Here is a 25,382-nt window from a genome sequence, read left to right on the forward strand (position 1 = left end):
GGTTCCATGCGACATGTTCTCCGCCTGACGATCCTCTCTCTCGCGCTCGCCACCCTGCCCGCGTCCGCCCAAACCGCCGCGCCGGTCGAGCTGCGCATCCTCGCGATCAACGATTTCCACGGCAATCTACGCCCGCCGCCGGGCGGCATCCGGATCAGCGATCCCGAGGACAAGTCCAGGAAGGTGATGGTGGCGGCGGGCGGCGCCGAATACATGGCGACGCTGGTGAAGCAGCTGCGCGAGGGCCACAAGAACACGATCTTCGTCGCCGCCGGCGACCTGATCGGCGCGAGCCCGTTCCTGTCGGCGATGTTCCACGACGAACCTTCGATCGAGTCGCTCTCGATGATGGGGCTCGCGATCAGTTCGGTCGGCAATCACGAATTCGACGAGGGCAAGACCGAGCTCCTGCGGATGCAGAACGGGGGCTGTCATCCGGTCGACGGCTGTCAGGGGCCGCATCCCTTCACGGGCGCCAAATTCCACTACCTCGCGGCATCTACCATCGAGACCGCGACCGGCAGGAGCGTGCTGCCGCCTTACGAGATCAGGGAATTCGAGGGCATTCCCATCGCCTTCATCGGGCTGACCTTGAAGGAGACCGCGGGCATCGTCTCGCCATCAGGCATCACGGGGCTCGAATTCCGCGACGAAGCCGAGACGGTGAACGCGCTGGTGCCGCAGCTGAAGGCGCGCGGGGTCGAGGCGATCGTGGTGCTGATCCACCAGGGCGGCGAGCCGGCCGGTGACTACAATGAATGCCCCGCCATCACCGGGCCGATCGTCGACATCGTGAAAAAATTCGATCGCGCCGTCGACGTCGTGGTCAGTGGCCACACTCATCGTGCTTATGTTTGCCAAATCGACGGGCGGCTCGTCACCAGCGGCGACAAATACGGTACGCTGGTCACCGCGATCGATCTCAAGCTCGATCCGGCAACCCGCGACGTCGTCAGCGCCAAGGCCGAGAACGTCCTCGTCGCCAATGCCTCGCTGCCCAGGGATCCCGAGCAGACCGCACTGATCGAGGGCTACGACAGACTTTCGGCGCCGATCGCCAACCGCCCGGCTGGATCGGTGACGCAGACGCTGTCACGCGTGCCGAACGAGGCCGGCGAAAGCGCGCTCGGCGACGTCATTGCGGACGCGCAGCTCGCCGCGACCCGGGACGCCAAGGACGGCGGTGCCGTTATCGCGCTCACCAATCCCGGCGGCATCCGCACCGACATCGTTCCAAAGGAGAACGGCGCGATCACCTTCGGCGACGTTTTCGCCAGCCAGCCTTTCCGCAACCGGCTCGTCACCATGACGCTCACGGGCAGCCAGCTCAAGGACATGCTGGAGCAGCAATGGCTCGATCCGAAGCGGCCGCGGATTCTCCAGGTCTCCAACGGGTTCAGTTACGCCTGGGATGCGGCGAAGCCGTACGGCGAGCGCGTGATCAACGAGAAGATCACGCTCAACGGCAGACCGATCGAAGCCGGAAGCGGCTACCGCGTCACCCTCAACGATTACCTCGCAGTCGGTGGCGACGGCTTCACGGTCGTCAAACAGGGCACGGGGCTGCAATATGGCGGCTACGACGCCGACGCGCTGTTCGCGTTCTTCAGGGCGCACGGACCGATCGGGCCGCTACCGCTCAGCCGCATCCTGCGCATGAATTGATCCGGATCAAACGGACCGGTCCGGGACCACCCTTTGCCATTCCCGGGGGAACGCATAGATTGGGTTTTGCATTTGCGTTTTGGCGCCGGATGCGCCAAGCGACGTCGAGAGCCCGCATCCCATGAGGCCGACTGATGAGTACGCTTCTCCTCTCCCACAAGGCCTGCCTCGACCACGTCACGCCGCCGGGACACCCTGAAAGGCCGGACCGCCTGCGCGCGGTGGAGGAGGCGCTGTCGCATGAGCGCTTCCAGTTCCTGGTGCGCGACCAGGCGCCGGAGGGCGATCTCGATCTCGTCACGCTCTGCCACAACGAGCACTACGTGACGGAGCTGCGCCACATCGCGCCGACCAGCGGACTGGTCTATATCGATGGCGACACGTCGATGTCGCCAGGCACGTGGGAAGCGGTGATGCGCGGCGTCGGTGGCGCGGTCGCGGCGACCGAAGCGGTGATGGCGGGCGAGCATCGCAACGCCTTCGTCGCGGTGCGCCCGCCCGGCCATCACGCCGAGATCGGCAAGCCGATGGGCTTCTGCTTCTTCGACAACGTCGCCATCGCCGCGCGCCACGCGCAGCGCAAATACGGCATCACGCGCGCGGCCATCGTCGATTTCGACGTGCATCACGGTAACGGCACGCAGGACATCTTCTGGTCGGACCCGACCGTGATGTACTGCTCGACGCACCAGATGCCGCTGTTTCCGGGCACCGGTGCCAAGAGCGAGCGCGGCGACCACGACACCATCGTCAACGCGCCGCTCGCCTCCGAGGACGGCGGGCCGGAATTCCGCATCGCGTTCGAGAATTTGATCCTGCCGCAGCTCGAAAAATTCAGCCCGGAGCTGCTCGTCATCTCTGCCGGCTTCGACGCGCATTATCGCGATCCGCTGGCGTCGCTGAATTTGCGCGCGGAGGATTATGCCTGGGTCACGCGCAAGCTGATGGACCTCGCCGACAAGACCGCAGGGGGGCGCGTTGTTTCTGTGCTCGAAGGCGGCTACGACCTGCAAGGACTGAAAGAATCTGTTACGGCGCATGTCGGCGCCCTGATGGGCGCCTGACGCACCCGCCACATTGCGCCCGCAAAACTTTGCTTTCTCCGACGTGAAGCGAATCGGGCAATCGGAAACTTATATGGCCGAAAATACCCAAATCGACGTCTCCAGGCTGACCTTCGAACGCGCCATCGAGGAGCTCGAAACAATCGTGAAGCGGCTCGAGGACGGCAAGGTGCCGCTCGAGGAATCCGTGACGATCTACGAGCGCGGCGAGGCCCTGAAGCGCCGCTGCGAGGAGCTGCTGCGCCAGGCTGAGGCGCGCGTCGACAAGATCACCACCGATGCCAGCGGCCAGGCCACCGGCACCGCGCCGCTCGACGTCCAGTAAGGGCCGCCTTCAAAGCCGCCCATCCCACGCATCGGCCACCCGCAATTTTCATGATCGCACGCCCTCTTGGGGCCGCTGCTGCTGCTTTGATTCAGGGAACCGGGTCGCGGGGAGATCATGGAACTCCCTCACGAGGGCCCATCTCTCCTAAAATCCCGTCTAAAGCAGCTTCTCACACCCCAAAAACTGCCGAGGAACCGAGCCAGCTTGGAACTCTTAAGCTGGCGCTGGGATTAACCACTCTGGCCCGGGGGTTGCAAGTGCATGCCCGTAATCGGCCCAGCGGGTTGGCTTTGGCCCAAGCTTTGGTGTAAAGCTGCGCGGAGTGTGGCTTTTTGTAAGCCTTGCGTAGGCACTGATTACCGACGACAAGCGCTTCAAACTGCTGATGAATTGGCTGGGATGGACGAAGCCGATCTAAGTGACAGGGATCACAGAGACTGAACCGGAGAGCACTTAAGCTCACCTAAGCTTGAAGACGGGGCTTTGCCCCATGCAGGTGGCTCCGACGGTTTAAGGACTCGCGCTGCGCCGATATTGAGCAAACCCATCGCGCACCGGAACGATCTTCCGGCGCTGACAAATTGGAAATCGCCGTGAACGCATACAGTAAAACGCCGCTTCTCGACACCATCCGGACGCCGGACGACCTGCGCAAGCTCAAGGTCGAGCAGGTTCGCCAGGTCGCCGACGAGCTGCGTCAAGAGACCATCGATGCCGTCTCGGTGACCGGCGGTCACTTCGGCGCAGGCCTCGGCGTGGTCGAGCTCACCACTGCGATCCATTACGTCTTCGATACCCCGCGCGACCGGCTGATCTGGGACGTCGGCCACCAGGCCTATCCGCACAAGATCCTCACCGGCCGGCGCGATCGCATCCGCACGCTGCGCACCGGCGGCGGGCTGTCCGGCTTCACCAAGCGCAGCGAGAGCGATTACGATCCGTTCGGCGCCGCGCATTCCTCGACCTCGATCTCCGCCGGCCTCGGCATGGCGGTCGCGCGCGACCTCGCCGGCGGCAAGAACAACGTTATCGCCGTCATCGGTGACGGCGCGATGTCGGCGGGCATGGCCTATGAGGCCATGAACAATGCGGGTGCGATGAACTCGCGCCTGATCGTCATCCTCAACGACAACGACATGTCGATCGCACCGCCGGTCGGCGCGATGAGCGCCTACCTGTCGCGGCTCTACTCGGGCAAGACCTACCGCACGCTGCGCGATGCGGCCAAGCAGATCAACAAGCGCTTGCCCAAGATCATCGCCAGCCGCGCCAACCGCGTCGAGGAATATTCCCGCGGCTTCATGATGGACGGCGGCACGCTGTTCGAGGAGCTCGGCTTCTATTACGTCGGCCCGATCGACGGCCATAACCTCGACCATCTCCTGCCCGTGTTGAAGAACGTGCGCGACATGGAGACCGGCCCGATCCTGGTTCACGTCGTGACGCAGAAGGGCAAGGGCTACGGCCCGGCGGAAGCCTCCGCCGACAAGTACCACGCCGTGGTCAAGTTCGACGTTGCGACCGGCACCCAGGCCAAGTCCAAGCCGAATGCACCGGCCTATCAGAACGTGTTCGGCCAGAGCCTCGTCAAGGAAGCGGAGAAGGACGACAAGATCGTCGCCATCACCGCGGCGATGCCATCCGGCACCGGCGTCGACATCTTCAACAAGGCGTTCCCGGACCGCACCTTCGACGTCGGCATTGCCGAGCAGCACGCAGTGACGTTCGCCGCCGGTCTCGCCACCGAAGGCTACAAGCCGTTCTGCGCGATCTACTCGACCTTCCTGCAGCGCGGCTACGACCAGATCGTGCATGACGTCGCGATCCAGAGCCTGCCCGTGCGCTTCGCCATCGACCGCGCCGGCCTCGTCGGCGCCGACGGCGCCACCCATGCCGGCTCGTTCGACAACGCCTATCTCGGCTGTCTGCCGAACATGGTGATCATGGCCGCGGCCGACGAAGCCGAACTGGTGCACATGGTTGCAACTCAGGTCGCGATCAACGATCGTCCGAGCTCGCTGCGCTATCCGCGCGGCGAAGGCCGCGGCATCGAGATGCCCGAAGTCGGCATTCCGCTCGAGATCGGCAAGGGCCGCATCGTCCGCCAGGGCAGCAAGATCGCCCTGCTCTCCTTCGGCACGCGCCTTGCCGAATGCGAGAAGGCCGCCGACGAGCTCGCAGCCCACGGCCTTTCGACCACGATCGCGGATGCGCGCTTCATGAAGCCGCTGGACACCGAGCTGGTGCTCAAGCTCGCGCGCGACCACGAGATCCTCATCACCATCGAGGAAGGCTCGGTCGGCGGTTTCGGCTCGCATGTCGCGCAGTACCTGAGCGACCAGGGCGCGCTCGACAGCGGCCTGGTGCGGTTCCGCACCATGGTGCTGCCCGACGTGTTCCAGGACCACGACACCCCGGCGGCGATGTACGGTCGTGCCGGTCTCGACGCCAAGGGCATCGTCGCCAAGGTGTTCGAGGCGCTCGGCAAGGACGTCAAGGCCGAGACGGTCAAGCTCGCCTGACAGCGAGCTTCGACCTTCCGTAAAGCAGCTCGATGAAAATCTATCTGGCAGGCCCCGACGTGTTCCTGCCAGATGCGGTCGAGATCGGCCGGCAGAAGGCCGCGATCTGTGCTGCGCACGGCCTCACCGGCCTCTATCCCCTCGACAACGAGATCGACCTCGCCGCTCCCGACGCCTCGCGGCAGATCTTTTGCGGTAACGAGGCGATGATGGACGCGGCCGATGCAATCATCGCCAACCTCACGCCGTTCCGCGGCGCCGGCTCCGATCCCGGCACCGTCTACGAGCTCGGCTACATGGCCGGCCGCCGCAAGGTTTGCCTCGCCTATTCCAACGACGGCGCCGACTATGCCGACCGCCTCGGCCGTTTCATGGACGTGACGTCCAAGGACGGACGGCTGGTCGATGCGCAGGGGCTGACGGTCGAGGATTTTGGCCTCGTCGACAATCTCATGATGATCCATGCGCTGGAGCTGCATGGCTGCCCGTTGGTGACGCCGGCGCAGATGCCGATCGACGTCTGGCACGATCTGGCCGCGTTCGAGGCTTGCGTCCAGATGGCGGCCGCGCGATTGATCGCTACATAAGCGCCTCAGGTGTCTTCGGAGAGATGATGTCCCCTGCCCGCAAGCGCGCGGATGTTCTGCTGGTCGAGCGCGGCCTGTTCGAGAGCCGGGCGCGGGCGCGCGCGGCGATCGAGGCCGGGCTCGTCACCGCCGACGACAAGCAGGTCGCAAAGCCGTCGGAGACTATCGCCGAGGACGCCGTGATCCAGGCCGAGCCCGCGCACCCCTACGTCTCCCGCGGCGGCGTCAAACTCGCCGGCGCGCTGGAGCGCTACCCGATCGAGATCGAGGACCATGTCTGCCTCGACGTCGGCGCTTCCACCGGCGGATTCACCGAGGTGCTGCTGGCGAACGGCGCGAGTCTCGTCTTTGCCGTCGACGTCGGCACCAGCCAGCTGCATCCCTCGCTGCGCGGCCACTCCAAGATCGTGTCGATGGAAGAGACCGACATCCGCGCCTATGACGGCAAGCGCCTGCCGGCGCGGCCCGATGTCGTCGTGATCGACGTCAGCTTCATCTCGCTCAAGACGGTGCTGCCCGTGGCGCTGTCGCTGGCGGCCGCTCCGATGAGCCTGCTGGCGCTGATCAAGCCGCAATTCGAGGCGGACCGGAAGCACAACAAGAAGGGCATCGTCCGCGACGCCGCCGTGCACCGCGAGATCTGCGACGACATCGCCGGCTTTGCGGCCTCGCTCGGCTGCACCAATATCGAGGTATTCCCGTCGGCGATCACCGGCGGCGACGGCAACATCGAATTCTTCCTGGGCGCGCGCCGTGGTTGAGCGCGTGACGATCGATCACGTCGGCCATCGCGGCGACGGCGTCTCGCTCGACGCTGGCGATGCCATCTATGTGCCCTACACGCTCGGCGGTGAGACCGTCGAGGTCGATCATGTCGTCGGCAATCATCCTGACCGCCGCAAGCTGCTGGCGGTGGACGTCGCCAGCCCCGAGCGCGTCGCGCCGTTCTGTCCGCATTTCGGCGTCTGTGGCGGCTGCGCGATCCAGCACTGGGCGGCTGAACCTTATCACGCCTGGAAGCGCGGCATCGTGGTCGAGACCCTGGCCCAGGCCGGCATCGACTGCGAGGTGGCGTCGCTGGTCGATGCCCACGGTGCGGGACGCAGGCGCATCACGCTGCATGGCCGGTTCGGCACCCATGACATCCTCAAGGTCGGCTTCTCGGCGGCGAGCTCGCACGACGTCATCCCGATTGATCGTTGCCCGATCCTCGATCCCGGGCTCGAGGGCGCGCTCGATGCCGGTTGGGCGCTCGCCGAGCTGCTGACGTCCAAAATGCCGGTGACGAAACCGCTGGACATCCAGGTCACCGCGACCGCCAACGGTCTCGACATCGACGTGCGCGGCTCCGGCCCGCTGCCAACGCCGCTCGTGACGGCGCTGTCGCGCGTCGCCGAGCAACATCGCCTGGCCCGGCTGACACGGCACGGCGAACTGGTGCTGCAACGCCTGCCACCGACCGTGCGGATGGGCCGCGCCGAGGTGACGCTGCCGCCGGGCTCGTTCCTGCAGGCGACCGTCGCCGGCGAAGAGACGCTTGCGTCGCTGGTCGCCGAGCGCATCGGCAAGGCGAAGAACGTTCTCGACCTCTTCTGCGGCGTCGGTCCGTTCGCGTTGCGGCTCGCCGAGAAGGCCCGCGTCACCGCCCATGACAACGACGCCGGCGCCGTTGCAGCGCTCGAAAAAGCCGCGCGGACGCCGGGGCTCAAGCCGATCAAGGCCGAGCCGCGCGATCTGTTTCGCCGTCCTCTGGTGGGTCCGGAGCTGCGCGATTTCGACGCCGTCGTGTTCGACCCGCCGCGCCAGGGCGCGCAGGCGCAGGCCTTGAAGCTCGCCGCGAGCAGGGTGCCTGTGGTGGTCGCGGTCTCCTGCAATGTCGCGACCTTTGCCCGCGACGCGCGGCTGCTGATCGACGGCGGCTACAAGATGGATCCGGTGGTGCCGGTCGACCAGTTCCGGCATACGCCGCATGTCGAGCTGGTGGGGAAGTTCACGCGCTAGTTAGCGCCTAAGGCCGCCCAGGGCCGGCGACTCGCCGGGCAATATCGACGAGTTGATGTCGCTGTCCATGCGCCCGGATTGCTGCTGGGTGAAGCCGGCGCCGAACGACAGGCTGAGGTTGGAGGTCGGCTTGAACTCGACACCCGCAAATGCGCCATAGCCGGGCGAGGCGCTGGAGGTGAGCGGCGCAAGCGAGCTGCCAATGCCGCCCCCGTATTTCAGCGTGTCGAAACCGGCAAAGAACGTGACGGGCATGCCGCCAGCGGTCTTGGTGTTGTAACCAAATTGCGTGCCATCGTAGGAGAGCGCGCTGAAATTGCCGACGGGCCCGCTCTGGCTGAAACCGTTCAAACCGAGATTGCCGCGCTCGCTTCCGACAAAGAACCCGGGACGAAAATTGTAGCTTCCGTCGGCATCGCCGGCCTTCAAGCTTGGAAAATTGCCGTAGGCATCGGCACTCTGGCCGACACTGCCACCCCAGCCGAAAGGACCACCCGGTATCCAATACCTCACGGGCGCCACCTGCGCATGAGCCGATGCTCCGCCGAGGCAAAGCGCGGCGAAGAGAATTGCGAAGGCGCGGGAATCTGTGAGGCTGGACATTGAGATGACCGTCAAGGAAGTGCGGAAATTATACGCGACGGATGCCCCGAAGGCCAGCGGAGCCGACCGGAAGCGTCGTTTCAATCAACTCCCGCATGCGTTCCCGAGGTCTTGCTCGGTTCCCACGGTGACAAGAAGGTCGAAAGCGTTCCGCCGCCGCGACCGCTCGCTGCCAGATAGGTCGAAAGCGTTCGATTGCAGTACCGTGGCGGCGCTGACTCAAGCCGCGGCAAACGACGGCGGGGCGTTATGCCGTCCTGTCCACCGAGGACGATGTATCCGACGGCGGATATTTCGTCACGGGCACCACGAAGGACTTGTTGCGGACCTGGTAGATGATCTTGCCGTTCTGCCCGTCGTCGGTCGCAATCTGCGCCTGCCCGAACATGATGACGTTCTTGTAGACGGTGCCGGTGCCTTGACGCGTGACGCCATCGGTGGTGACGCTGACCTGCGCTTCGTTGCCGTTGACAGCGAGCACCCTGAAGCTCGCGCTCTTGCCATTGTCACTGGAATAGCCGCCCCAGCTTCCCATCAGGCGGCTGTCGGAGGCTGGCGGCGCCTGCTTCTCGAGAGTCGCGGTCTGCTTGCCCGCGCCTGCAGATGACAACAGCACCAGACTCTTGCCGTCCTTGGTGCCGACCGTGACCGTTCCGAAGGTGAGAAGCGAACCGGCGACCTCGCCAAAACCGCGCTCCGTGCGTCCGTTATGGGTGTACTCGACCTGCGCCCGGGCACCGCGGATGTTCACGACCTTGAAGCTGACGGGCTGGTTGTTGCCCGCCCAATTGCCTTTCCACTCACCGAGCAGGGAGCTCTGGTGATACACCCGCTCGAGAGCGGGAGAAATCTGGCTGGTGCTCGATGAGACGATGGCCATTGGATTGCTCGGCGGATTTGTCTGACGGGCCCGCTTGGTTTGCGCCCCGACAGGAACGTCAGAACAGTATCCGGAAACAATTGGAAGCAGCCGATTAGGGCCACGCAACAGTTAACGCATGGTTAACATTCCATCGCGGGCAAATAGGGCAAAAGGTCTCGTCCGGTGGCAGCGCTCAGCGACCCCAGCGGTCCGACCAGATCTTCTCGCCGATCATGCAGTTCACACGCGGCTCCTTGTCCTTCTCCGCAACCCGCATCACGGGGCGCTCCGGCATACGGCCCGCAACCTCCATCAGGAGCTTGGTGCGGATGGCTTCCTTGAACTTGTCGCGGTCCTTGATCGTGATGACGAAGGAACCGGGACCGCCGATGACGCAATCCTCATAGTAGAAATCGAGATTGTCGATATCCATGGTCGAATAGGACGGCTCCTTGACCATGATCGGCAGGCCGTTGATGACGATGCCCTTCTCGATCGCCGCGTCGCGCGCAATCGTGACCGGAGTGCCATTGTTGTTGGGACCGTCACCGGAAATGTCGATCACGCGGCGCAGCCCCCGATAGGGATCCTCATCGAACAGCGGCATCGCGAAACTGATCGCGCCGGAGATCGAGGTGCGCGAGGCGCGCCGGATCGGCGTCTTCATGATTTCGGCGGCGACGGCGTCGGCGGTCTCCGGTCCGTCGATCAGGCGCCAGGGGATGATGATCTTCTGGTCGGTCGAGGCGGCCCACTCGAAATAGGTCACCGCGATCCGGCCGTTCGGGCCCAGCTTCAGCGCTTGCAGGAATTCCTTCGACTGGATCGCCTGCGCATAGCCTTCACGCTGGATCGCGAGCTCGTCCATGTCCATGGAGTAGGAGACGTCGACAGCGAGAATCAGCTCGACATCGACCGTCTGCGCGTCCCTGTCGGCTGCTTGCCGCTGCGGCTGAATTTTAGGCGACTCAAATTTGGGTCCTGGTGCCGCGATGCCCGCGACGTCCCCTCCGGCGAACATGCCGGTCACCAGCACAGCCCCGATCGAGAACAGCAAGCGCATCGCAGCCTCCCGTCGTATGACGTGATGGTGACATGCAATCGCCTTGCCGCAAAGTCCGAAGATCGCTTGCGCTTTTCACATTCCAGTTAGGGATTTGCGCGTTGGGATCTGCGGGTCGGGAATTGCGAAGCATTACGTAAAGCTGCCGCGATGTTGCCGCGCTCGCGCCGCTGGACTGCGCGATCGCCAGCACCGGCATGCCGTGGTGCGCTCCCGGACAACGGTCCACTGGACAGCGCGCCCTCGCCCACTTGTCCGGCGCGATTTCCATGTTAGGCTGGCCGGACAGATGGGGATGGAGTCCCCCGACAACCGCCCGGCGGCCTTGAAACCGAATCTTGGACCGTAGTGGGCTGATGACTCCTGCTTGAGGAGGGGCAATTTTCAGGCCTCTGCCTTCGGCGGGAGCATGGACAAACCCGCCGCTGGCGGGTTTTTTGTTGCCTGGATGCGAAGGCCAAGGAGAGGCCAAGCAGAGATCAAGCAGAGGTCAAGCAGAGCCGAGGAGAAGTCCTGGACGTGACGACGACAACACCGAATGCTGCACGTGCGGGGCTGCCCAGGGGGATCTGGGTGCTCGGCTTCGTCTCCATGCTGATGGACGTCTCTTCCGAGATGATCCACGCGCTGCTGCCGGTCTATCTCGTCACCGTGCTCGGCGCCTCCACGCTTACCGTCGGCTTCATCGAGGGCATTGCCGAGGCGACCGCCTCGATCACGAAAATCTTCTCCGGCGCGTTGTCCGACTGGCTCGGCCGGCGCAAATTTCTCGCCGCGCTCGGCTACGGGCTCGCCGCGCTGACAAAACCCCTGTTCCCGCTTGCCCCCAGCGTCGGATGGCTGGTTGCCGCGCGCTTCATCGACCGGGTCGGCAAGGGCATTCGCGGCGCGCCGCGCGATGCACTGATCGCCGATATCGCACCCATCGGTTTGCGCGGCGCGAGCTTCGGCCTGCGGCAGTCGCTCGACACCATCGGTGCGTTCATCGGGCCGCTCATCGCGATCGGCCTGATGTGGTGGACGGCGGACAATTTTACGGCGGTGTTCTGGGTGGCGGTGCTGCCGGCGTTCCTGTCGTTCGGACTGATCGCGTTCGCGGTGAGCGAGCCGGAGCCGGACCCAGGCCGGGAGCCGTCAAGGAATCCGCTGAACATGGCCGCGATGCGCCAGCTCGGGTCCGTGTACTGGCGTGTCGTCGCGGTCGGCGTCGTGTTCACGCTGGCGCGTTTCAGCGAGGCCTTTCTGATCCTGCGCGCGCAGAATATCGGGCTCAATGCGATGTGGGTGCCGGCCGTGCTGGTGCTGATGAACATCGTCTATGCGTTGTCGGCCTATCCAGCCGGCGTGCTCTCGGACCGGATCAACCGCACCGGCCTGCTCGCGCTCGGCCTCGTCTTCCTCGCCGGCGCCGATCTCGCGCTCGCACTGCTGCCAAACCTTGGCGGCCTCGCGCTCGGCGTCGTGCTGTGGGGACTGCATATGGGGTTGACGCAAGGCCTGCTCTCGGCCCTCGTCGCAGACGCAGCGCCACCAAGCTTGCGCGGCACTGCGTTCGGCTATTTCAACCTGTTCACCGGCCTTGCCTTGCTGGCCGCAAGCGTGATCGCCGGTGCGCTGTGGGATGCCTATGGTCCGGCCGGCACGTTCCTGGCGGGGCTCGGCTTCGCGCTGGTCGCGCTGATGGGACTATTTGCCGTCGGCGGGGGGCTGGTAAGGGAGGATACATGATGGAAATGGCAAACGGGGGAACGAGACGTTGAACGTCCAATTCATTCTGGCGGTCGCCGCTGGTGGAGCGCTTGGCGCAGTCGTGCGCTATCTCGTTGCGATCGGTTCAGGCCGAGCGTTCGGCACCGATTTCCCCTGGGGCACCCTGATCATCAACGTGACGGGATCGTTCCTGATCGGGGTTTTCACCGCGATGTTCGCGACGAGGTGGAACCTGCCGCAAGCCGTCCGGATATTCCTGACGGTCGGGATTTGTGGCGGATACACCACATTCTCGACGTTCTCGCTGGATGCCTGGTCTCTGGTCGAGCGTGGACAGACATGGGCCTCGGCCGCCTACATGATTGGATCGGTAGTGTTGTCGGTTGCAGCCCTCATCGCCGCAATGCAACTCGTCCGCGCACTTCCGTGATAGGCGAGCGCAGCGGCGCATTCCTGCTCATCCGGAGCCGCATATGACAAGCGCGCCTACCATCTAGGAGAAGGGCAGCGTCCTGCAATATGATCGGCCGGCTGGAAGCTCAACTGCACCAAGGCGTTTCGGAAGCGATGGCCGACACTGTTGTAAAACCGAAGACCAGAACGAAGACCAAGGTCGAGCGGCCGAAGCTGCACAAGGTCATCCTGATCAACGACGACTTTACGCCTCGCGAATTCGTCACGATGATCCTCAAGGCCGAGTTCCGCATGACGGAGGATCAGGCCTACAAGGTGATGATCACCGCCCACAAGCTCGGCGCCTGCGTGGTCGCGGTTTTCACCAAGGACGTCGCCGAGACCAAGGCCACCCGCGCCACCGACGCCGGCCGCACCAAGGGCTATCCCCTGCTGTTCACCACGGAGCCGGAGGAATAGTTGCACCGGTCCGCCTTTGGTGCGCCGTCTTTCGATTTCGGCGTCAAATCTGCCCTGCTGAATAATGTATCTATTGGCCGCCAACAGGCGCATGGTGAGCCATCACCGGCCCATCACGGCATCTATCGGTGACTGAGAGAGTCTTTGCGCTCCCGCCCAATGCGGCGCGCCCTATGCAAGACACCACCAAGAGAACCATCCCGCTGAGCAATCGCCTTGCCCAATTGGCAGCCGAGGCTCGCCGTCGCGCAGAGATTGCTCCGCCCGGCGTCCAGCGGGAAGCGCTGCTCAAAGCGGCGCGATTGAGCGAAACGGCCTCGCACATTCATGATTGGATAAGCCTGCCTGGCTCCAAGACACCGAGGTAGTGGTAGCCAACCTGGTCGGCGGCCTGTTCACGTCGAGTGACGATCCGGGCCGAGGGCGGCATCCGCCCACAAATCACACCTCAAATATAAGTTGTATGAAATGAACTATATTTCATTTTGGTTGTTGTAACAGCGTCCCCAAACAAAAGGGGGCGGTCGACAGCCAAAGCAGCCCCAAATGATGAAATCTCTTATCGCGTTCGCGATATTCGCGCTCCTCGGAGTGTCCGTAATGGTGTTGCCCGGTTTTGCTCCGCAAGTGAAAGCGCGCGAGACAGTTGCTTTGGCGAAGGCGGACCGGCTGGCGAGCCATCCGGTGGCCACGAATTGCGGTAGCCAAGTCTGGCCGGACTTCGAAGCATCGTGTCTGCGCCGAGGTGAATCCGATGCCAGGGTTCATGAAGCTCGCTTGGTGACGGCGCGCCGCTAGACCAACAATCGCAAAGCGCCGACCGGCCTTGTCGGATGATCCAGGAAAGTGTCGTGCACAGATGTCTACACCTCCAACCTCCTTGCCGAACGTTCTCGTCGTCGAAGACGAGATGATCTTGCGCATGCGCGCAGTCGATATCGTGGAGGATGCAGGCTTCTGCCCTGTGCAGGCCGTCAATGCCGACGAAGCTATCGCAATCCTCGAGTCGCGGTCGGACATCTCGCTTCTGTTCAGCGACATCCAGATGCCCGGGACCATGGACGGCTTGAAGCTGGCCCACGCGGTGCACGATCGCTGGCCTGCCATCAAGATCGTGCTGGTTTCCGGTCAGGTAAAGCCGTCTGAAAACGAAACGCCGGCGGACAGCCGCTTCTTTCGCAAGCCGCTCGCCGTCGACGAAATGATCTCGCAATTGCAGACGATGATCGGAGCGGGCGCGCTAAAAATCCTTCCGACCACAACGACGGATCCTGGGGACAACCTTGCTCGATCGCCACAGGAATCGGTTCTCGTAGCCGAGAACGACAATCTGCGCCTGTTGCTGGAACAGGCCGACACCGACGCCAAGGTCCTGCTCGCTCAAGCCGGCATCGAAGCCCACGAACGCGAGGCGGCCGACAAGTTGCAAAAGCTCATCCTCGGAGAGTTGCATCATCGCATCAAGAATACGCTTGCGACGGTGAGCGCAATCGCAGCCCAGAGTTTCCGGGCCGCGATCAATCTCGAGCAAGGCCAAAAAGCCATGGATGGCCGCTTGCTGGCGTTGGGGCGTGCCCACGACCTGTTGATACAGGTCAGCTGGTCAAATGCGAGCCTCACTCACACCTTGAGCGGCGCCACCGATCCCTTTGACAGTCAGGGGGGCCGACGATTCCATTTCAACGGCCCGGACCTCAGGATCACATCCGGTGCCGTGATAGCGCTCGCGATGACGTTCAATGAGCTCTGCACCAACACGACGAAATTCGGCGCGCTGTCCAGTTCCTCCGGCCATGTCGAGATCGCATGGACGGTGGACGAGATCGAGCAAAGGCTGCGCCTGAAGTGGAGCGAAAGCGGCGGCCCCGTGGTGGCGCCGCCGACGCGACGGAGCTACGGCACCCGGATGATCGAGTCGCTCGGCCAGCAACTGAACGGACAGGTGCGGCTGGCCTACGAACCATCCGGATTTGTCTATCAGCTGGATGTACCGCTGAAGTCGGTGATGGCGTCGAACGCCTGAATTCTGCTCGCCAGGTTGACGGCGGCGGACATCCGAGGACGACCTCAGGCCATCATCCCCGGCCTCTCCTCCGTCAGCCCGTACACGCGCTGCGCCTTTGAAAAGCCCGCGATCGGGAATTCGCCGAGCTCGTGCCAGTCGTGGCGGCAGACATTGGCGAACATTTCCGAGGCCACGACGGTCCGCCCCAGGCGACCCGTGATCTTCTCGAGCCTGGCGGCGAGGTTCACCGCGGGACCGATGCAGGTGAAGTCGAGGCGGTTGCCGCCGCCGATATTGCCGTAGAGGATATTGCCGACGTGGAGCGCGACACCGAAGCGGAAGCGCTCGACGGCGTCGCCGACAGGATACGCGAGCGCCTCGACGCTGGCGCGGGATTCGCGCGCCGCCTCCAGCACCCGCGTGCAGACATGCGCGGCATCGCCGACATATTCGTCGATCGGGAACACCGCGAGCAGGCCGTCGCCCATGAATTTCAGCACCTCGCCGCCATGGCCCCGGATCGCGGCGACCTGACAATCGAAATAGTGATTGAGGATCTCGACCACGGTCTCGGCCGGCAGCCGGTCCGACAGTGCGGTGAAGCCGCGCAGATCGGAGAGCCAGATCGCAGCCTGCATGGTGTCGTTGTGGCCGCGGCGGATCTGACCGCCAAGGATGCGCGCGCCGGCACGATTGCCGACATAGGTGTCGAGCAGCATCTCGGCGGTGCGGCGCAGGCTGATGATCTCGGTGATGCGCGCGAGCGGTTTGATGATGGCGTGGATCGCCGCGATGTGTTTCTCGGTGAATCCGCCTGGATGGCGCGTGGTCCAGCTCGTCGCGTGGACCGAGCCGTCGAGAAACTGCATTGGCGTCGCGACGTAGTCGGTGACGCCTTCGGCACGCATATCGTCGAAAAAAGGGAAATGCTTGCTGCCGGGATCGTCCATGCGTCCCCGCACCTCAAGTCCCTGCTCGAACACGACCCGCAGCGGACTTCTGGCGAATTCCGGCGTCTGCAGGATCTCGAAATCGACCGTGCCGATCTCGACCTCCTCGCCCTCCCGCCAGATGAAGTTGCGACCGAAAATTTCGGGATGCAGCGTGCGGATGAAGATGCCGAACCGCCATAGCGGCAGACCGGCTGCGACCATCCGTTCGCAGGCTTCCGCCGTCATCTCGGCCGGGGTCTTCGACGACCAGGTGCCGTCGATCAGCCAGCTGGTGATACGTTGGAGCTCGGAGCTTTCCATGCGCGCATTTGCGGACGAAGTTGTGGGATCGTCAAGCTGCGCGGCGGGCTAGTGGCGCGGTACAAGCGCCTCGCGCAACGCTACCGCCCGACCTGGCCGCGGTCGCGCAGGAAATGATCCGCCAGCACGCAGGCCATCATGGCTTCGCCGACGGGGACGGCGCGGATGCCGACGCAGGGATCGTGGCGGCCCTTGGTCATGATCTCGGTGTCGGCGCCGTTGCGATCGACGGTGAGACGCGGCTGCAGGATCGACGAGGTCGGCTTGACCGCGAAACGCACCACCACCGGCTGCCCCGTGGAGATGCCGCCCAGCACGCCGCCGGCGTGATTGGACAGAAAACGCGTGCCGTCATTGCCGGTGCGCATCTCGTCGGCGTTCTCTTCGCCGGTGAGCTCGGCCGCGGCAAAGCCGGCGCCGATCTCGACGCCCTTCACCGCATTGATGCTCATCATTGCGGCGGCGAGCTCGGCATCGAGCTTGGCGTAGATCGGCGCGCCAAGGCCGGCCGGCACACCTTCGGCGACGACCTCGATCACCGCGCCGATCGAGGAGCCGCTCTTGCGGATGCCGTCGAGATAGGTCTCGAAGAACGCGGCCTTGTCCTTGTCCGGACAGAAGAACGGGTTTTTCGCAATCTCGTCCCAGTCCCACTTCGCGCGGTCGATCTTGTGCGGCCCCATCTGCACCAGCGCGCCGCGCACTTTCACGTCGGGCAGCACCTTTCGCGCGATCGCGCCGGCGGCAACGCGCGTCGCGGTCTCGCGCGCCGACGAGCGGCCGCCGCCGCGATAGTCGCGCAGACCGTACTTCGCTTCATAGGTGAAGTCGGCATGACCAGGGCGAAACTTGTCCTTGATCTCGGAATAGTCCTTCGAGCGCTGGTCGGTGTTCTCGATCAGGAGCCCGATCGGCGTGCCCGTCGTCACCTGCACGCCGGTCTCCGGATGCGCCATCACGCCCGAGAGGATCTTGACCTGGTCCGGCTCCTGACGCTGGGTCGTGAAGCGCGACTGGCCGGGCCGGCGGCGATCAAGATCACCCTGGATGTCGGCCTCGACGAGCGGGATCATGGGCGGGCAGCCGTCGACCACGCAGCCGATCGCCACCCCATGGCTCTCGCCGAAGGTCGTGACGCGGAACATGTGGCCGAAGGTGTTGAAGGACATCGCTGCTCGCAGGCTCGGTTCCCGCGTGTGGTAACGCGCGGGGCGCCGGTGGTCAAACCCGCAGCCGCCACGGAGACGGCGAGCCGGCTTAACTAAACTTCTCCAGCCGCCCGTCGCGGAACACGTAGACGGCGCCCTGCTCGATATAGAGTTCGGCGGCGCTCGCCGGCGTCTCCAGGCCGAGTGAAACCATCAGGGCCCGGCAGGTCCCGCCATGGGCGACCGCGACGGTGTCGGTCCGCAGCTGGTCGTACCAGGCGCGCACGCGGACCTGGACATCGGCGTAGGTCTCCCCGCCCGCGGGGCCGACCGTCCATTTGTCGGCGAGGCGCCGGGCGTAGATCTCGGGATCGGAGGCCTCGCTCTCGGCCAGCGTCAGTCCCTCCCAGGTGCCGTAGCCGATCTCGCGCAGGCGATCGTCGAGCGCATAGTCCGCAGTCGGCAGTTCGAGCTTGCTCCGCGCCAGTTCCATGGTCTCTCGCGCGCGGCCAAGCGGACTCGACACGTAGGGTAATGCAGCCTTGTCGCGGCCCTCGCGCTTGAACAGATCGGCGAGAATACCGCCGGCCTGCACGGCCTGACCGCGACCGCGCGCGTTCAGCGGAATGTCCTTGATGCCCTGAAGCCTCCCGAGCGCATTCCACTCGGTCTCGCCGTGGCGAAGGTAATAGATCGTGGGCACGGGCATTGCTGGGTGAAAAGTTAGTCCTTCCCGCCGAACGAAATGTCCGGCGCGTCCGGGCGCTTCATGCCGAGTACGTGATAGCCGGAATCGACGTGGTGCACCTCGCCGGTGACGCCGCGCGAAAGGTCGGAGAGGAAATACAGCGCGCTGCCGCCGACGTCTTCCGTGGAGACGTTGCGCCGCAGCGGTGCGTTGGCCTCGTTCCACTTCAGGATATATCTGAAATCGCCGATGCCGGACGCAGCGAGCGTCTTGATCGGCCCCGCCGAGATCGCGTTGACGCGGATGTTCTTCTCGCCGAGATCGGCGGCGAGGTAACGCACGCTCGCTTCGAGCGCCGCTTTCGCGACGCCCATGACGTTGTAATGCGGCATCCACTTCTCGGCGCCGTAATAGCTGAGCGTGATGAGGGAGCCACCGTCGGTCATCAACTTCTCGGCGCGCTGCGCCACCGCCGTGAACGAGTAGCAGGAGATCAGCATGGACTTCGAAAAATTCTCCTGCGTGGTGTCGACGTAGCGGCCGTCGAGCTGCTCGCCATAGGCGATCGCATGCACCAGGAAGTCGATCTTGCCCCACTTCTCCTTCAGCACCGCGAACGCTGCATCGATGGTCGCGGCATCGGTGACGTCGCAATGGCCCAGCACGAGCCCGCCGATCTCGGCGGCGAGCGGCTCGACGCGCTTCTTCAGCGCATCGCCCTGATAGGTGAAGGCAAGCTCGGCGCCGGCCGCGTGGCATGCCTTGGCAATGCCCCAGGCGATCGAGCGGTTGTTGGCAACGCCGAGGACCACGCCCCGCTTGCCCTGCATCAGACCTGAATTCTGCGCCATTTTGCTAACGTCCCGTCGAGCTCCCGGTGAGGTTTGGAGGTACACCAGCCCTCCGTTGCGGTACAGTCCTAATACGCGGCGTTAACGCTGTTTCAAGCGCCGGAATAGCCGTTCCGCTCGGGTGTTATGATCGTTGTGGCGCTCGCGCCGAACATCAGGACGTCAAGACCGCAATGAGTGCGTTTCGCCAAAGCGTTGAAGCCATGATCCCGGCGTTGCGCCGCTACGCCCGCGCGCTCACGCGCGAGGCGGATGCGGCCGACGATCTTGTGCAGGATACGCTGGTGCGGGCGCTGCGTTCGGAGCGCCTGTTCCTCGGGGGCGATGTCAGGAGCTGGCTTTATACGATCCTGACCAACCTCAACAAGAACCGGCGGCGCTCGCTGGCACGGCGGCCGCAATTCACGCAGCTGACGGAGAACAACCCGGATGCCAGCGGGACCGAAGCCGAAGGGCGCGATATCGAGAGGGCGCTGGCGACGCTCGTCGAGGAGCAACGCTCGGTGCTGCTCCTGGTGATGCTGGAGGGCATGAGCTACCGCGAGGTCGCCGACATCCAGGGCGTGCCGATCGGCACCGTGATGTCGCGCCTGGCACGCGCCCGCGCCCACGTCAAAGCCTCGCTGGAGGGTGAGCGCCCGGCGCTCAGGCGGGTGAAATGATGGCAGGATTGATGCATCGCGCCGGTCGTTTCTCCTGCATGGCATGGGAAGCGGCGCAGTTGAACCACGAAGAACATTTTGGGCCGCAGAGCCAGAGACGATCGATATGAACGACCGCAAGATCCCAGTGACCGAGGACGAACTGCACGCCTATGTCGACGGCGAGCTGCCGGCCGAGCGCCGCGCCGACGTCGAGGCCTGGCTTGCCGCGCAGCCTGAGGATGGCGAGCGCGTGCAGTCCTGGCGCGCCATGGCCGAGATGCTGCACGCCCGCTACGATTCCGTCGCCCAGGAGCCGGTGCCGGCGCGGCTCGAGCTCGAACGGCTGGAGCGCCGCCCGCGGCACTGGCTCTATGGCGCCGCCGCGGCCGTGCTGGTGGCCTTCGTCGCCGGCGGCACCGCCGGCTGGCTGGGGCATGGCGCCGCCAACGCGCCCTCGACCTTCCAGAGTTTTACGACTGACGCGCTCGACGCCCACCGCCTCTATGTCGTCGAGGTTCGCCATCCCGTCGAGGTCGGCGGCAACGAGCGCGACCACCTCCAGGCTTGGCTGACCAGACGCTGCGGCTGGACCGTGTTTGCACCGAACCTGGAGGCGAGTGGACTGAAGCTCGTCGGTGGCCGGCTTTTGCCGGGGCCGAACGGGCCGGCGTCGTTCCTGATGTATGAGGGCGCCTCGGGCGAGCGGTACACGATCTACACCGCCAAGACCGAGAATGGCGCGACGCAGATGCGCTACGCCAGAACGGACAAGGACGGGGCGCTGTTCTGGTCGGAGCGCGGCGTCGGCTACGTCGTCAGCGGTGGCGGCGACCGGGATCGGCTGACCAAAGTGGCGCAGGCGGTCTACGACCAGGCAGAGAAAAGCGGCACCTAGACAACCACGCAAACGCGGTGCCTCGATTCCGACATTGAAAATTTGGAATCAAGACATCGGCGCGTCTCATTATCGCACCGGATGATCACGCGAAAATGAGCAGCGTTCGATCCGCCGATCGACGCGGGCGGCCTCGATTGGGGTTTTTGGTACCGCGCTGGTCCCCCTCTCGAGGCCGCACCTTTTTATCGGCTACCCCGCCGGACAGCCGACACGTCGAGCACGTGGACCAAGAAGGGCTACCACGCCTCGGGCATATGATGAGCATCATCTCGACGGACGACGCTCTCAGTCTTTAGGAGAACCCCTTCACATTTTCCGGATCACGCTTAACCAAGCCCGCTACGTGGATTGTAGGGGTGCTGGTCCCGCCACTTCTCCATCAATGCTTCAAGCTCGGCGTCGTTCCCGTCCGGTAGCATAATCCTGATGGTGACGAAGAGATCCCCGGTTCCACCAGCTTTTGGCAGTCCCTTGCCCTTAAGGCGGAAGGTCCGACCGCTGGAGGTGTTTTGCGGGACCGACAGTTCCACGGCATTGCCGAGGGTGGGCACGCGGACCTTGCCGCCAAGCACCGCCTCGTAAAGCGTGACCGGCAGGTCGATCCTGAGATCGGCGCCCTCGATCTTGAAGAACGGATGCGGCGCGATGCTGATCGTGATCAGGAGATCGCCGGGCGGATGGCCCTGAGCGCTCTCGCCCTGCCCCCGCAACCGGATCTGCTGGCCCTCGGTGACGCCGGCCGGAATCTTGACGTTGAGTTCCTTGCCATTCGGCAGCCGGACGCGCTTCTCGCCGCCCTTCACCGCCTCCTCCAGCGAGACGGTCATGGCGACATTGACGTCGAGATCGAGCCCGATCCCGCCGGTGTCGAATTCGAACTGGGCACCGCCGCCGGCCCCGGGGCGCGGACGCGGCCCACCGCCGAACATGCTGTTGAGGATGTCCTCGAACGCGCCGCCGCCCGGACCAGGGCCCGCGCCGCCGCCGCGGAAAGTATAGCTCTCGAACCCGCCGGGACCCGCACGCCCGCGCGGTCCACCGCCGCCGCCCGGAAAACCCTGGAAGCGCGGCTTGCCGTCGGCGTCGATCTCGCCGCGGTCGAATTGCTTGCGCTTGTCCTCGTCGCCGAGGATCTCGTTGGCCGTATTGAGCTCAGCGAAGCGCTCGGCCGCCTTCGGGTCGTTCTTGTTGCTGTCGGGATGGTGCTTCTTGGCAAGCTTGCGATAGGCGCTCTTGATCGCGGCAGCGTTGGCGCTCCGCGGCACCCCCAAGACCTCATAGGGGTCGCGCATCCGTCACGTCTCCTTCAAGAAATCGAATTGTTCAAAGGGCTCCCCGCCCCACTTGAGCCTCATGTGGGGGGCGAGTGGTATTTTTGCAACTAGCCTGGTGAAGCGATTCCTAGCTCCGCCACGGCTTTAGCGTATGAATCTCCCAACTGCCACGGCTGCTTTGGCAGCCCGCACCCTGGAGCCAGCTTTCGGTGCTGCCGTTGACGTAGCTCGCCAGGAAGTCGCGGCACTTGCGGCCGTCTTCAGCGGCATAGGATTGCGCGATCGGCGTGACCGAACCGCGCGCCCCGGTTTCGGGATTCTCCCAATGCTGGCTGGAATCCTTGTCGTTCTTGCTGAGGACGTCGGAGGCAGCGTTGCGGGCGAAGGCCAGATCGGTGTCGGTCGGCGCCTTGGCCGGCATCGCGATCGAGCCGGTGAGGTCGCTGTCGTCGGCCTTGGCGTAGGCACTCTTGTCATTGCGGGAAAAGCTGCAGCCGCCGGCGCCGAGCCCGATCAGAATGATCGTCATGACGAAGCCGGACGGCCGGATCGCCAATAGGCCAACGCGTCCCCATACCCTATATAGGGCGGTAGCAGACAACGACGCGTTTTGGACCGCAGGACGCAACTCGGACCCCAGACATGACCGACACGAGCTCGATGAAACACCAGACACCCTTAACATCCGGTGATTTCACCGCCGCCGAGGAGCCCTTTGCGCTGTTCGAGGCCTGGCTGAACGAAGCCATCAAGAGCGAGCCGAACGATCCGAACGCCATGGCGCTCGCGACCGTCGATCCCGATGGCCTGCCGGACGTGCGCATGGTGCTGATGAAGGGCTTCGATACTGATGGTTTCGTCTTCTACAGCCACATCGCCAGCCAGAAGGGCCGCGAACTCGCCGCAAATCCTAAGGCGGCGTTACTTTTTCACTGGAAGTCGCTGCGCCGTCAGGTCCGCATCCGCGGCAACGTGACGCCGGTGACCGAGGCCGAGGCCGACGCCTATTTCGCGACCCGGCCGAAGCAGGCGCAGATCGGCGCCTGGGCGAGCAAGCAGTCGCAGGAGCTGGAGAGCCGCTTCGCCTTCGAGCAGGCGATCGCCAAGGTCGCCGCCAAGCACATCATCGGCGAGGTGCCACGGCCGCCGGGCTGGAGCGGCTGGCGTATCACGCCGTCGCGTATCGAGTTCTGGCACGACCGCCCATTCCGCCTGCACGACCGCATCGAATTTCGCCGTGACGCGGCCGGCCAGAAATGGTCCAAGACGCGGATGTATCCCTAGTGTTTTGTTCGAGCATGATCTTTTCGGAAAGCCCCTCCGGGTCCGGATCATGCTCCAACCTGAAAGACCTTCATGCCGCAGCCTTCCAATGCGCCGCGCCGCACGCTGCTCCTGACCGGGGCTAGCCGCGGCATCGGCCATGCCACCGTGATCCGTTTCTCCTCGGCCGGATGGCGCGTGATCACCTGCTCGCGGCATCCGTTCCCGGAGGATTGTCCGTGGGACGCGGGCCCTGAGGACCACATCCAGGTCGACCTCGCCACCCCCGCTGATACCACCCGCGCGATCTCCGACATCCGCGACCGTCTCGAAGGCGGCATGCTGCATGCGCTGGTCAACAACGCCGCGATCTCACCGAAGGGCGCCGGCGGCTCAAGGCTCGGCTCGATCGACACCGACCTCGACACCTGGACGCACGTGTTCAATGTCAATTTCTTCGCGCCGATCATGATGGCGCGCGGGCTGATCGAGGAACTGAAGACGGCCAAGGGCTCTGTCGTGAACGTCACCTCAATTGCGGGCTCGCGCGTGCATCCCTTCGCGGGCGCGGCCTACGCCACCTCGAAGGCCGCGCTTGCGTCCCTGACGCGCGAGATGGCCTCCGACTTCGGCCGCGTCGGCGTGCGCGTCAACGCGATCGCGCCGGGCGAGATCGACACCTCGATCCTATCGCCGGGCACCGAGAAGATCGTCGACCAGCAGATCCCGATGCACCGGCTCGGCACGCCCGACGAGGTCGCCAAGATCATCTACGTGCTGTGCACGGACACCAGTTCTTACGTCAACGGCGCCGAGATCCACATCAACGGCGGCCAGCACGTGTAGGCAAGGCGCGCCAAGCATGGGCCGGTTCGCAAGCACTGCCGCACTCTACGAGCATTTGCGGCCGCCCTACCCGAGCGAGTTCTTTCGCAGCGTCGCGGAAAAGCTGGGCCTCTCCACGCAAAGCAGCTTGATCGACCTCGGCACCGGACCTGGGCTGCTGGCGCTCGGCTTTGCGCCCTATGTCGGCCGCATCGTCGGCGTCGATCCAGAACCTGCCATGCTCGATGCGGCGCGACGCGCGGCTGCGAGCGCAGGCCACGCACTCACGCTGATCGAAGGCAAGGTCGAGATGCTCAGCCCCGACATCAGCTTCGACATCGTGACGATCGGGCGCGCGCTGCATTGGATGGATCGTGAGCCGACGCTTGCTCGGCTCGATCGGCTGGTTGCGCGCGGTGGCGCAATTCTGATCTGCGCCTCGTTCTCGGCCACCGACGGCAGAAACCCGTGGCTCGATAGCTACAACGACGTACGCCGCCGCTGGTCGCCGGCCAAGCTCTGGGAGGAGGCAGGCAGGGGCACGCGCACCCATCGCGATTTGCCAGCGTTCTTTCGCGGCAGCGCCTTTCAGCCCACCGAACTCGTTACGGTCGAGACCAGCCACGTAGTTGGCGTGGAGGACCTGACGCGGCGCACGCTGACCTATTCGTCGTCATCACCAGATGCATTGGGCGACAATGTCGAGGCGATCCTACGCGACGTCAGGGAGCAGCTGGCTGCTTTCAGCCGCAACGGGGTCGTGGCCGAGACCATCGTCTCGACGGCGCAGATCGTGAAGCGCTAGCTGATTTGCCGAAGGGCGGAAGCAAGGCGATCCAGACAACGCCGCCGCAAGACCTGGATCGCCCTTGGCTTCCGTTCCTCAATCGAGTCGAATCCGACGTGACCTCTCGCGTGGCTGCGGAGCGGCCGTGCTGATTGCAGTCGAGCAGTCGTCGTCGTTCTCGCCATCGAGCAGCGGAGCACCACAGTGCCGGCACATGCGTGCCGACATCGACGACGCCTTGCCGCTCGTCGCGACGTGGCGATAGCTCGCCAGATCGATGACGTTGGGGGGCGTCGTTATGTGTTTTTCAACCATGGCTGTTCCTCGCGGCTTACCTGCTCCTTATCGCAGACAAGTTTCGCGCAAACGTTCAGCCCACCGCTCAAATTTTACCGGAGGAATTGGGGCGGCGAGCACACATCGCCGTGCGGCCGCAATCCCGCTCTATTCTGCGACACCAGACACTGT

27 protein-coding genes and 1 riboswitch are annotated in these 25,382 nt (G+C 64.5%); of the genes, 17 read left to right on the forward strand and 10 right to left on the reverse strand.

Annotation, left to right across the window (positions count from 1 at the left end; all coding sequences use genetic code 11):
• The first annotated feature begins 6 nt into the window (after positions 1 to 6).
• The 7 genes from ACVIN2_RS09860 to ACVIN2_RS09890 all read left to right on the forward strand — a co-directional run bounded on the left by ACVIN2_RS09860 (position 7) and on the right by ACVIN2_RS09890 (position 8,167).
• A complete protein-coding gene (locus tag ACVIN2_RS09860; protein WP_456765472.1) occupies positions 7 to 1,665 on the forward strand; it encodes a bifunctional metallophosphatase/5'-nucleotidase in 1,659 nt (552 codons plus the stop codon).
• Between the two features lie 134 nt (positions 1,666 to 1,799).
• Positions 1,800 to 2,729 carry a histone deacetylase family protein gene (locus tag ACVIN2_RS09865; protein WP_456765473.1) on the forward strand — a complete coding sequence of 310 codons (930 nt, stop codon included), beginning with the start codon at positions 1,800 to 1,802 and terminating at the stop codon, positions 2,727 to 2,729.
• 73 nt (positions 2,730 to 2,802) lie between these two features.
• Complete coding sequence (locus ACVIN2_RS09870) at positions 2,803 to 3,054, forward strand: exodeoxyribonuclease VII small subunit (RefSeq protein WP_027516568.1); 252 nt, start codon at positions 2,803 to 2,805, stop codon at positions 3,052 to 3,054.
• A 596-nt stretch (positions 3,055 to 3,650) separates the two neighbouring features.
• Positions 3,651 to 5,579, forward strand: coding sequence for a 1-deoxy-D-xylulose-5-phosphate synthase (gene dxs, locus ACVIN2_RS09875; protein WP_027568725.1), 1,929 nt, complete (start codon positions 3,651 to 3,653; stop codon positions 5,577 to 5,579).
• A 32-nt stretch (positions 5,580 to 5,611) separates the two neighbouring features.
• Complete coding sequence (locus ACVIN2_RS09880) at positions 5,612 to 6,166, forward strand: nucleoside 2-deoxyribosyltransferase (RefSeq protein ID WP_456765474.1); 555 nt, start codon at positions 5,612 to 5,614, stop codon at positions 6,164 to 6,166.
• Between the two features lie 26 nt (positions 6,167 to 6,192).
• Positions 6,193 to 6,927, forward strand: a complete 735-nt coding sequence (locus ACVIN2_RS09885; RefSeq protein WP_456769687.1) for a TlyA family RNA methyltransferase — start codon at positions 6,193 to 6,195, stop codon at positions 6,925 to 6,927.
• Positions 6,920 to 8,167 carry a class I SAM-dependent RNA methyltransferase gene (locus tag ACVIN2_RS09890; RefSeq protein ID WP_456765475.1) on the forward strand — a complete coding sequence of 416 codons (1,248 nt, stop codon included), beginning with the start codon at positions 6,920 to 6,922 and terminating at the stop codon, positions 8,165 to 8,167. Before ACVIN2_RS09885 ends, ACVIN2_RS09890 begins: the two co-directional genes overlap by 8 nt.
• On the opposite strand, the gene ACVIN2_RS09895 is transcribed toward ACVIN2_RS09890, so the two are convergent.
• The 3 genes from ACVIN2_RS09895 to ACVIN2_RS09905 form a co-directional block, all read right to left on the reverse strand.
• Complete coding sequence (locus ACVIN2_RS09895; protein WP_456765476.1) at positions 8,168 to 8,770, reverse strand: hypothetical protein; 603 nt, start codon at positions 8,768 to 8,770, stop codon at positions 8,168 to 8,170.
• Between the two features lie 247 nt (positions 8,771 to 9,017).
• A complete protein-coding gene (locus ACVIN2_RS09900; RefSeq protein WP_027568720.1) occupies positions 9,018 to 9,650 on the reverse strand; it encodes a hypothetical protein in 633 nt (210 codons plus the stop codon).
• A 175-nt stretch (positions 9,651 to 9,825) separates the two neighbouring features.
• Positions 9,826 to 10,695, reverse strand: a complete 870-nt coding sequence (locus ACVIN2_RS09905; protein WP_456765477.1) for a DUF1194 domain-containing protein — start codon at positions 10,693 to 10,695, stop codon at positions 9,826 to 9,828.
• A gap of 282 nt (positions 10,696 to 10,977) precedes the next feature.
• Positions 10,978 to 11,068: riboswitch (Fluoride riboswitch) on the forward strand.
• Between the two features lie 146 nt (positions 11,069 to 11,214).
• On the opposite strand from ACVIN2_RS09905, the gene ACVIN2_RS09910 reads away from it, so the two are divergent.
• The 5 genes from ACVIN2_RS09910 (at position 11,215) to ACVIN2_RS09930 (ending at position 15,301) form a co-directional block, all read left to right on the forward strand.
• A complete protein-coding gene (locus ACVIN2_RS09910) occupies positions 11,215 to 12,423 on the forward strand; it encodes an MFS transporter (RefSeq protein ID WP_456765478.1) in 1,209 nt (402 codons plus the stop codon).
• 28 nt (positions 12,424 to 12,451) lie between these two features.
• The gene (gene crcB, locus ACVIN2_RS09915; RefSeq protein WP_247439028.1) at positions 12,452 to 12,835 is read left to right on the forward strand and encodes a fluoride efflux transporter CrcB; all 384 of its coding nucleotides are present in this window, start codon (positions 12,452 to 12,454) and stop codon (positions 12,833 to 12,835) included.
• 137 nt (positions 12,836 to 12,972) lie between these two features.
• Positions 12,973 to 13,278, forward strand: a complete 306-nt coding sequence (gene clpS / locus ACVIN2_RS09920) for an ATP-dependent Clp protease adapter ClpS (RefSeq protein ID WP_456765479.1) — start codon at positions 12,973 to 12,975, stop codon at positions 13,276 to 13,278.
• 546 nt (positions 13,279 to 13,824) lie between these two features.
• Positions 13,825 to 14,076, forward strand: coding sequence for a hypothetical protein (locus tag ACVIN2_RS09925; protein WP_084462249.1), 252 nt, complete (start codon positions 13,825 to 13,827; stop codon positions 14,074 to 14,076).
• 61 nt (positions 14,077 to 14,137) lie between these two features.
• A complete protein-coding gene (locus tag ACVIN2_RS09930; protein ID WP_456769688.1) occupies positions 14,138 to 15,301 on the forward strand; it encodes an HWE histidine kinase domain-containing protein in 1,164 nt (387 codons plus the stop codon).
• A 44-nt stretch (positions 15,302 to 15,345) separates the two neighbouring features.
• Here the strand turns inward: ACVIN2_RS09930 and ACVIN2_RS09935 are convergent, their stop codons facing one another.
• The 4 genes from ACVIN2_RS09935 to fabI form a co-directional block, all read right to left on the reverse strand.
• Entirely contained in the window at positions 15,346 to 16,536 is a 1,191-nt protein-coding gene (locus tag ACVIN2_RS09935; protein WP_456765480.1) for an adenylate/guanylate cyclase domain-containing protein, read from the reverse strand.
• 80 nt (positions 16,537 to 16,616) lie between these two features.
• Complete coding sequence (gene aroC / locus ACVIN2_RS09940; RefSeq protein WP_247290978.1) at positions 16,617 to 17,705, reverse strand: chorismate synthase; 1,089 nt, start codon at positions 17,703 to 17,705, stop codon at positions 16,617 to 16,619.
• Positions 17,706 to 17,793: 88 nt separating this feature from the next.
• On the reverse strand, positions 17,794 to 18,393 hold the full coding sequence (locus ACVIN2_RS09945) for a histidine phosphatase family protein (protein WP_456765481.1): 600 nt from the start codon (positions 18,391 to 18,393) through the stop codon (positions 17,794 to 17,796).
• A gap of 14 nt (positions 18,394 to 18,407) precedes the next feature.
• On the reverse strand, positions 18,408 to 19,223 hold the full coding sequence (fabI, locus tag ACVIN2_RS09950; RefSeq protein ID WP_007594677.1) for an enoyl-ACP reductase FabI: 816 nt from the start codon (positions 19,221 to 19,223) through the stop codon (positions 18,408 to 18,410).
• Positions 19,224 to 19,396: 173 nt separating this feature from the next.
• Here fabI and ACVIN2_RS09955 point away from each other — a divergent pair, with 173 nt between their 5' ends.
• Together ACVIN2_RS09955 and ACVIN2_RS09960 are read left to right on the forward strand one after the other, a co-directional pair.
• Complete coding sequence (locus tag ACVIN2_RS09955) at positions 19,397 to 19,885, forward strand: sigma-70 family RNA polymerase sigma factor (protein WP_375310428.1); 489 nt, start codon at positions 19,397 to 19,399, stop codon at positions 19,883 to 19,885.
• 106 nt (positions 19,886 to 19,991) lie between these two features.
• Positions 19,992 to 20,762 (forward strand): anti-sigma factor family protein, encoded by a 771-nt coding sequence (locus tag ACVIN2_RS09960; RefSeq protein ID WP_085361366.1) that lies wholly within the window; start codon positions 19,992 to 19,994, stop codon positions 20,760 to 20,762.
• A gap of 329 nt (positions 20,763 to 21,091) precedes the next feature.
• On the opposite strand, the gene ACVIN2_RS09965 is transcribed toward ACVIN2_RS09960, so the two are convergent.
• Together ACVIN2_RS09965 and ACVIN2_RS09970 are read right to left on the reverse strand one after the other, a co-directional pair.
• Entirely contained in the window at positions 21,092 to 22,057 is a 966-nt protein-coding gene (locus tag ACVIN2_RS09965) for a DnaJ C-terminal domain-containing protein (protein ID WP_456765482.1), read from the reverse strand.
• 109 nt (positions 22,058 to 22,166) lie between these two features.
• The gene (locus ACVIN2_RS09970) at positions 22,167 to 22,568 is read right to left on the reverse strand and encodes an RT0821/Lpp0805 family surface protein (protein ID WP_247290981.1); all 402 of its coding nucleotides are present in this window, start codon (positions 22,566 to 22,568) and stop codon (positions 22,167 to 22,169) included.
• Positions 22,569 to 22,681: 113 nt separating this feature from the next.
• Between ACVIN2_RS09970 and pdxH the strand changes: the two genes are divergently transcribed.
• The 3 genes from pdxH to ACVIN2_RS09985 all read left to right on the forward strand — a co-directional run bounded on the left by pdxH (position 22,682) and on the right by ACVIN2_RS09985 (position 24,932).
• The gene (gene pdxH / locus ACVIN2_RS09975; RefSeq protein ID WP_456765483.1) at positions 22,682 to 23,323 is read left to right on the forward strand and encodes a pyridoxamine 5'-phosphate oxidase; all 642 of its coding nucleotides are present in this window, start codon (positions 22,682 to 22,684) and stop codon (positions 23,321 to 23,323) included.
• A 72-nt stretch (positions 23,324 to 23,395) separates the two neighbouring features.
• Positions 23,396 to 24,148: an SDR family NAD(P)-dependent oxidoreductase gene (locus ACVIN2_RS09980; RefSeq protein ID WP_007607375.1), complete on the forward strand. Its 753-nt coding sequence runs from the start codon at positions 23,396 to 23,398 to the stop codon at positions 24,146 to 24,148.
• Positions 24,149 to 24,164: 16 nt separating this feature from the next.
• Positions 24,165 to 24,932, forward strand: coding sequence for a class I SAM-dependent methyltransferase (locus ACVIN2_RS09985; RefSeq protein ID WP_456765484.1), 768 nt, complete (start codon positions 24,165 to 24,167; stop codon positions 24,930 to 24,932).
• Positions 24,933 to 25,010: 78 nt separating this feature from the next.
• Here ACVIN2_RS09985 and ACVIN2_RS09990 read toward each other — a convergent pair whose 3' ends face one another.
• A complete protein-coding gene (locus tag ACVIN2_RS09990; RefSeq protein ID WP_026233114.1) occupies positions 25,011 to 25,229 on the reverse strand; it encodes a hypothetical protein in 219 nt (72 codons plus the stop codon).
• Positions 25,230 to 25,382 lie beyond the last annotated feature (153 nt).

The sequence above is a fragment of the Bradyrhizobium sp. USDA 3650 genome, assembly GCF_054057395.1.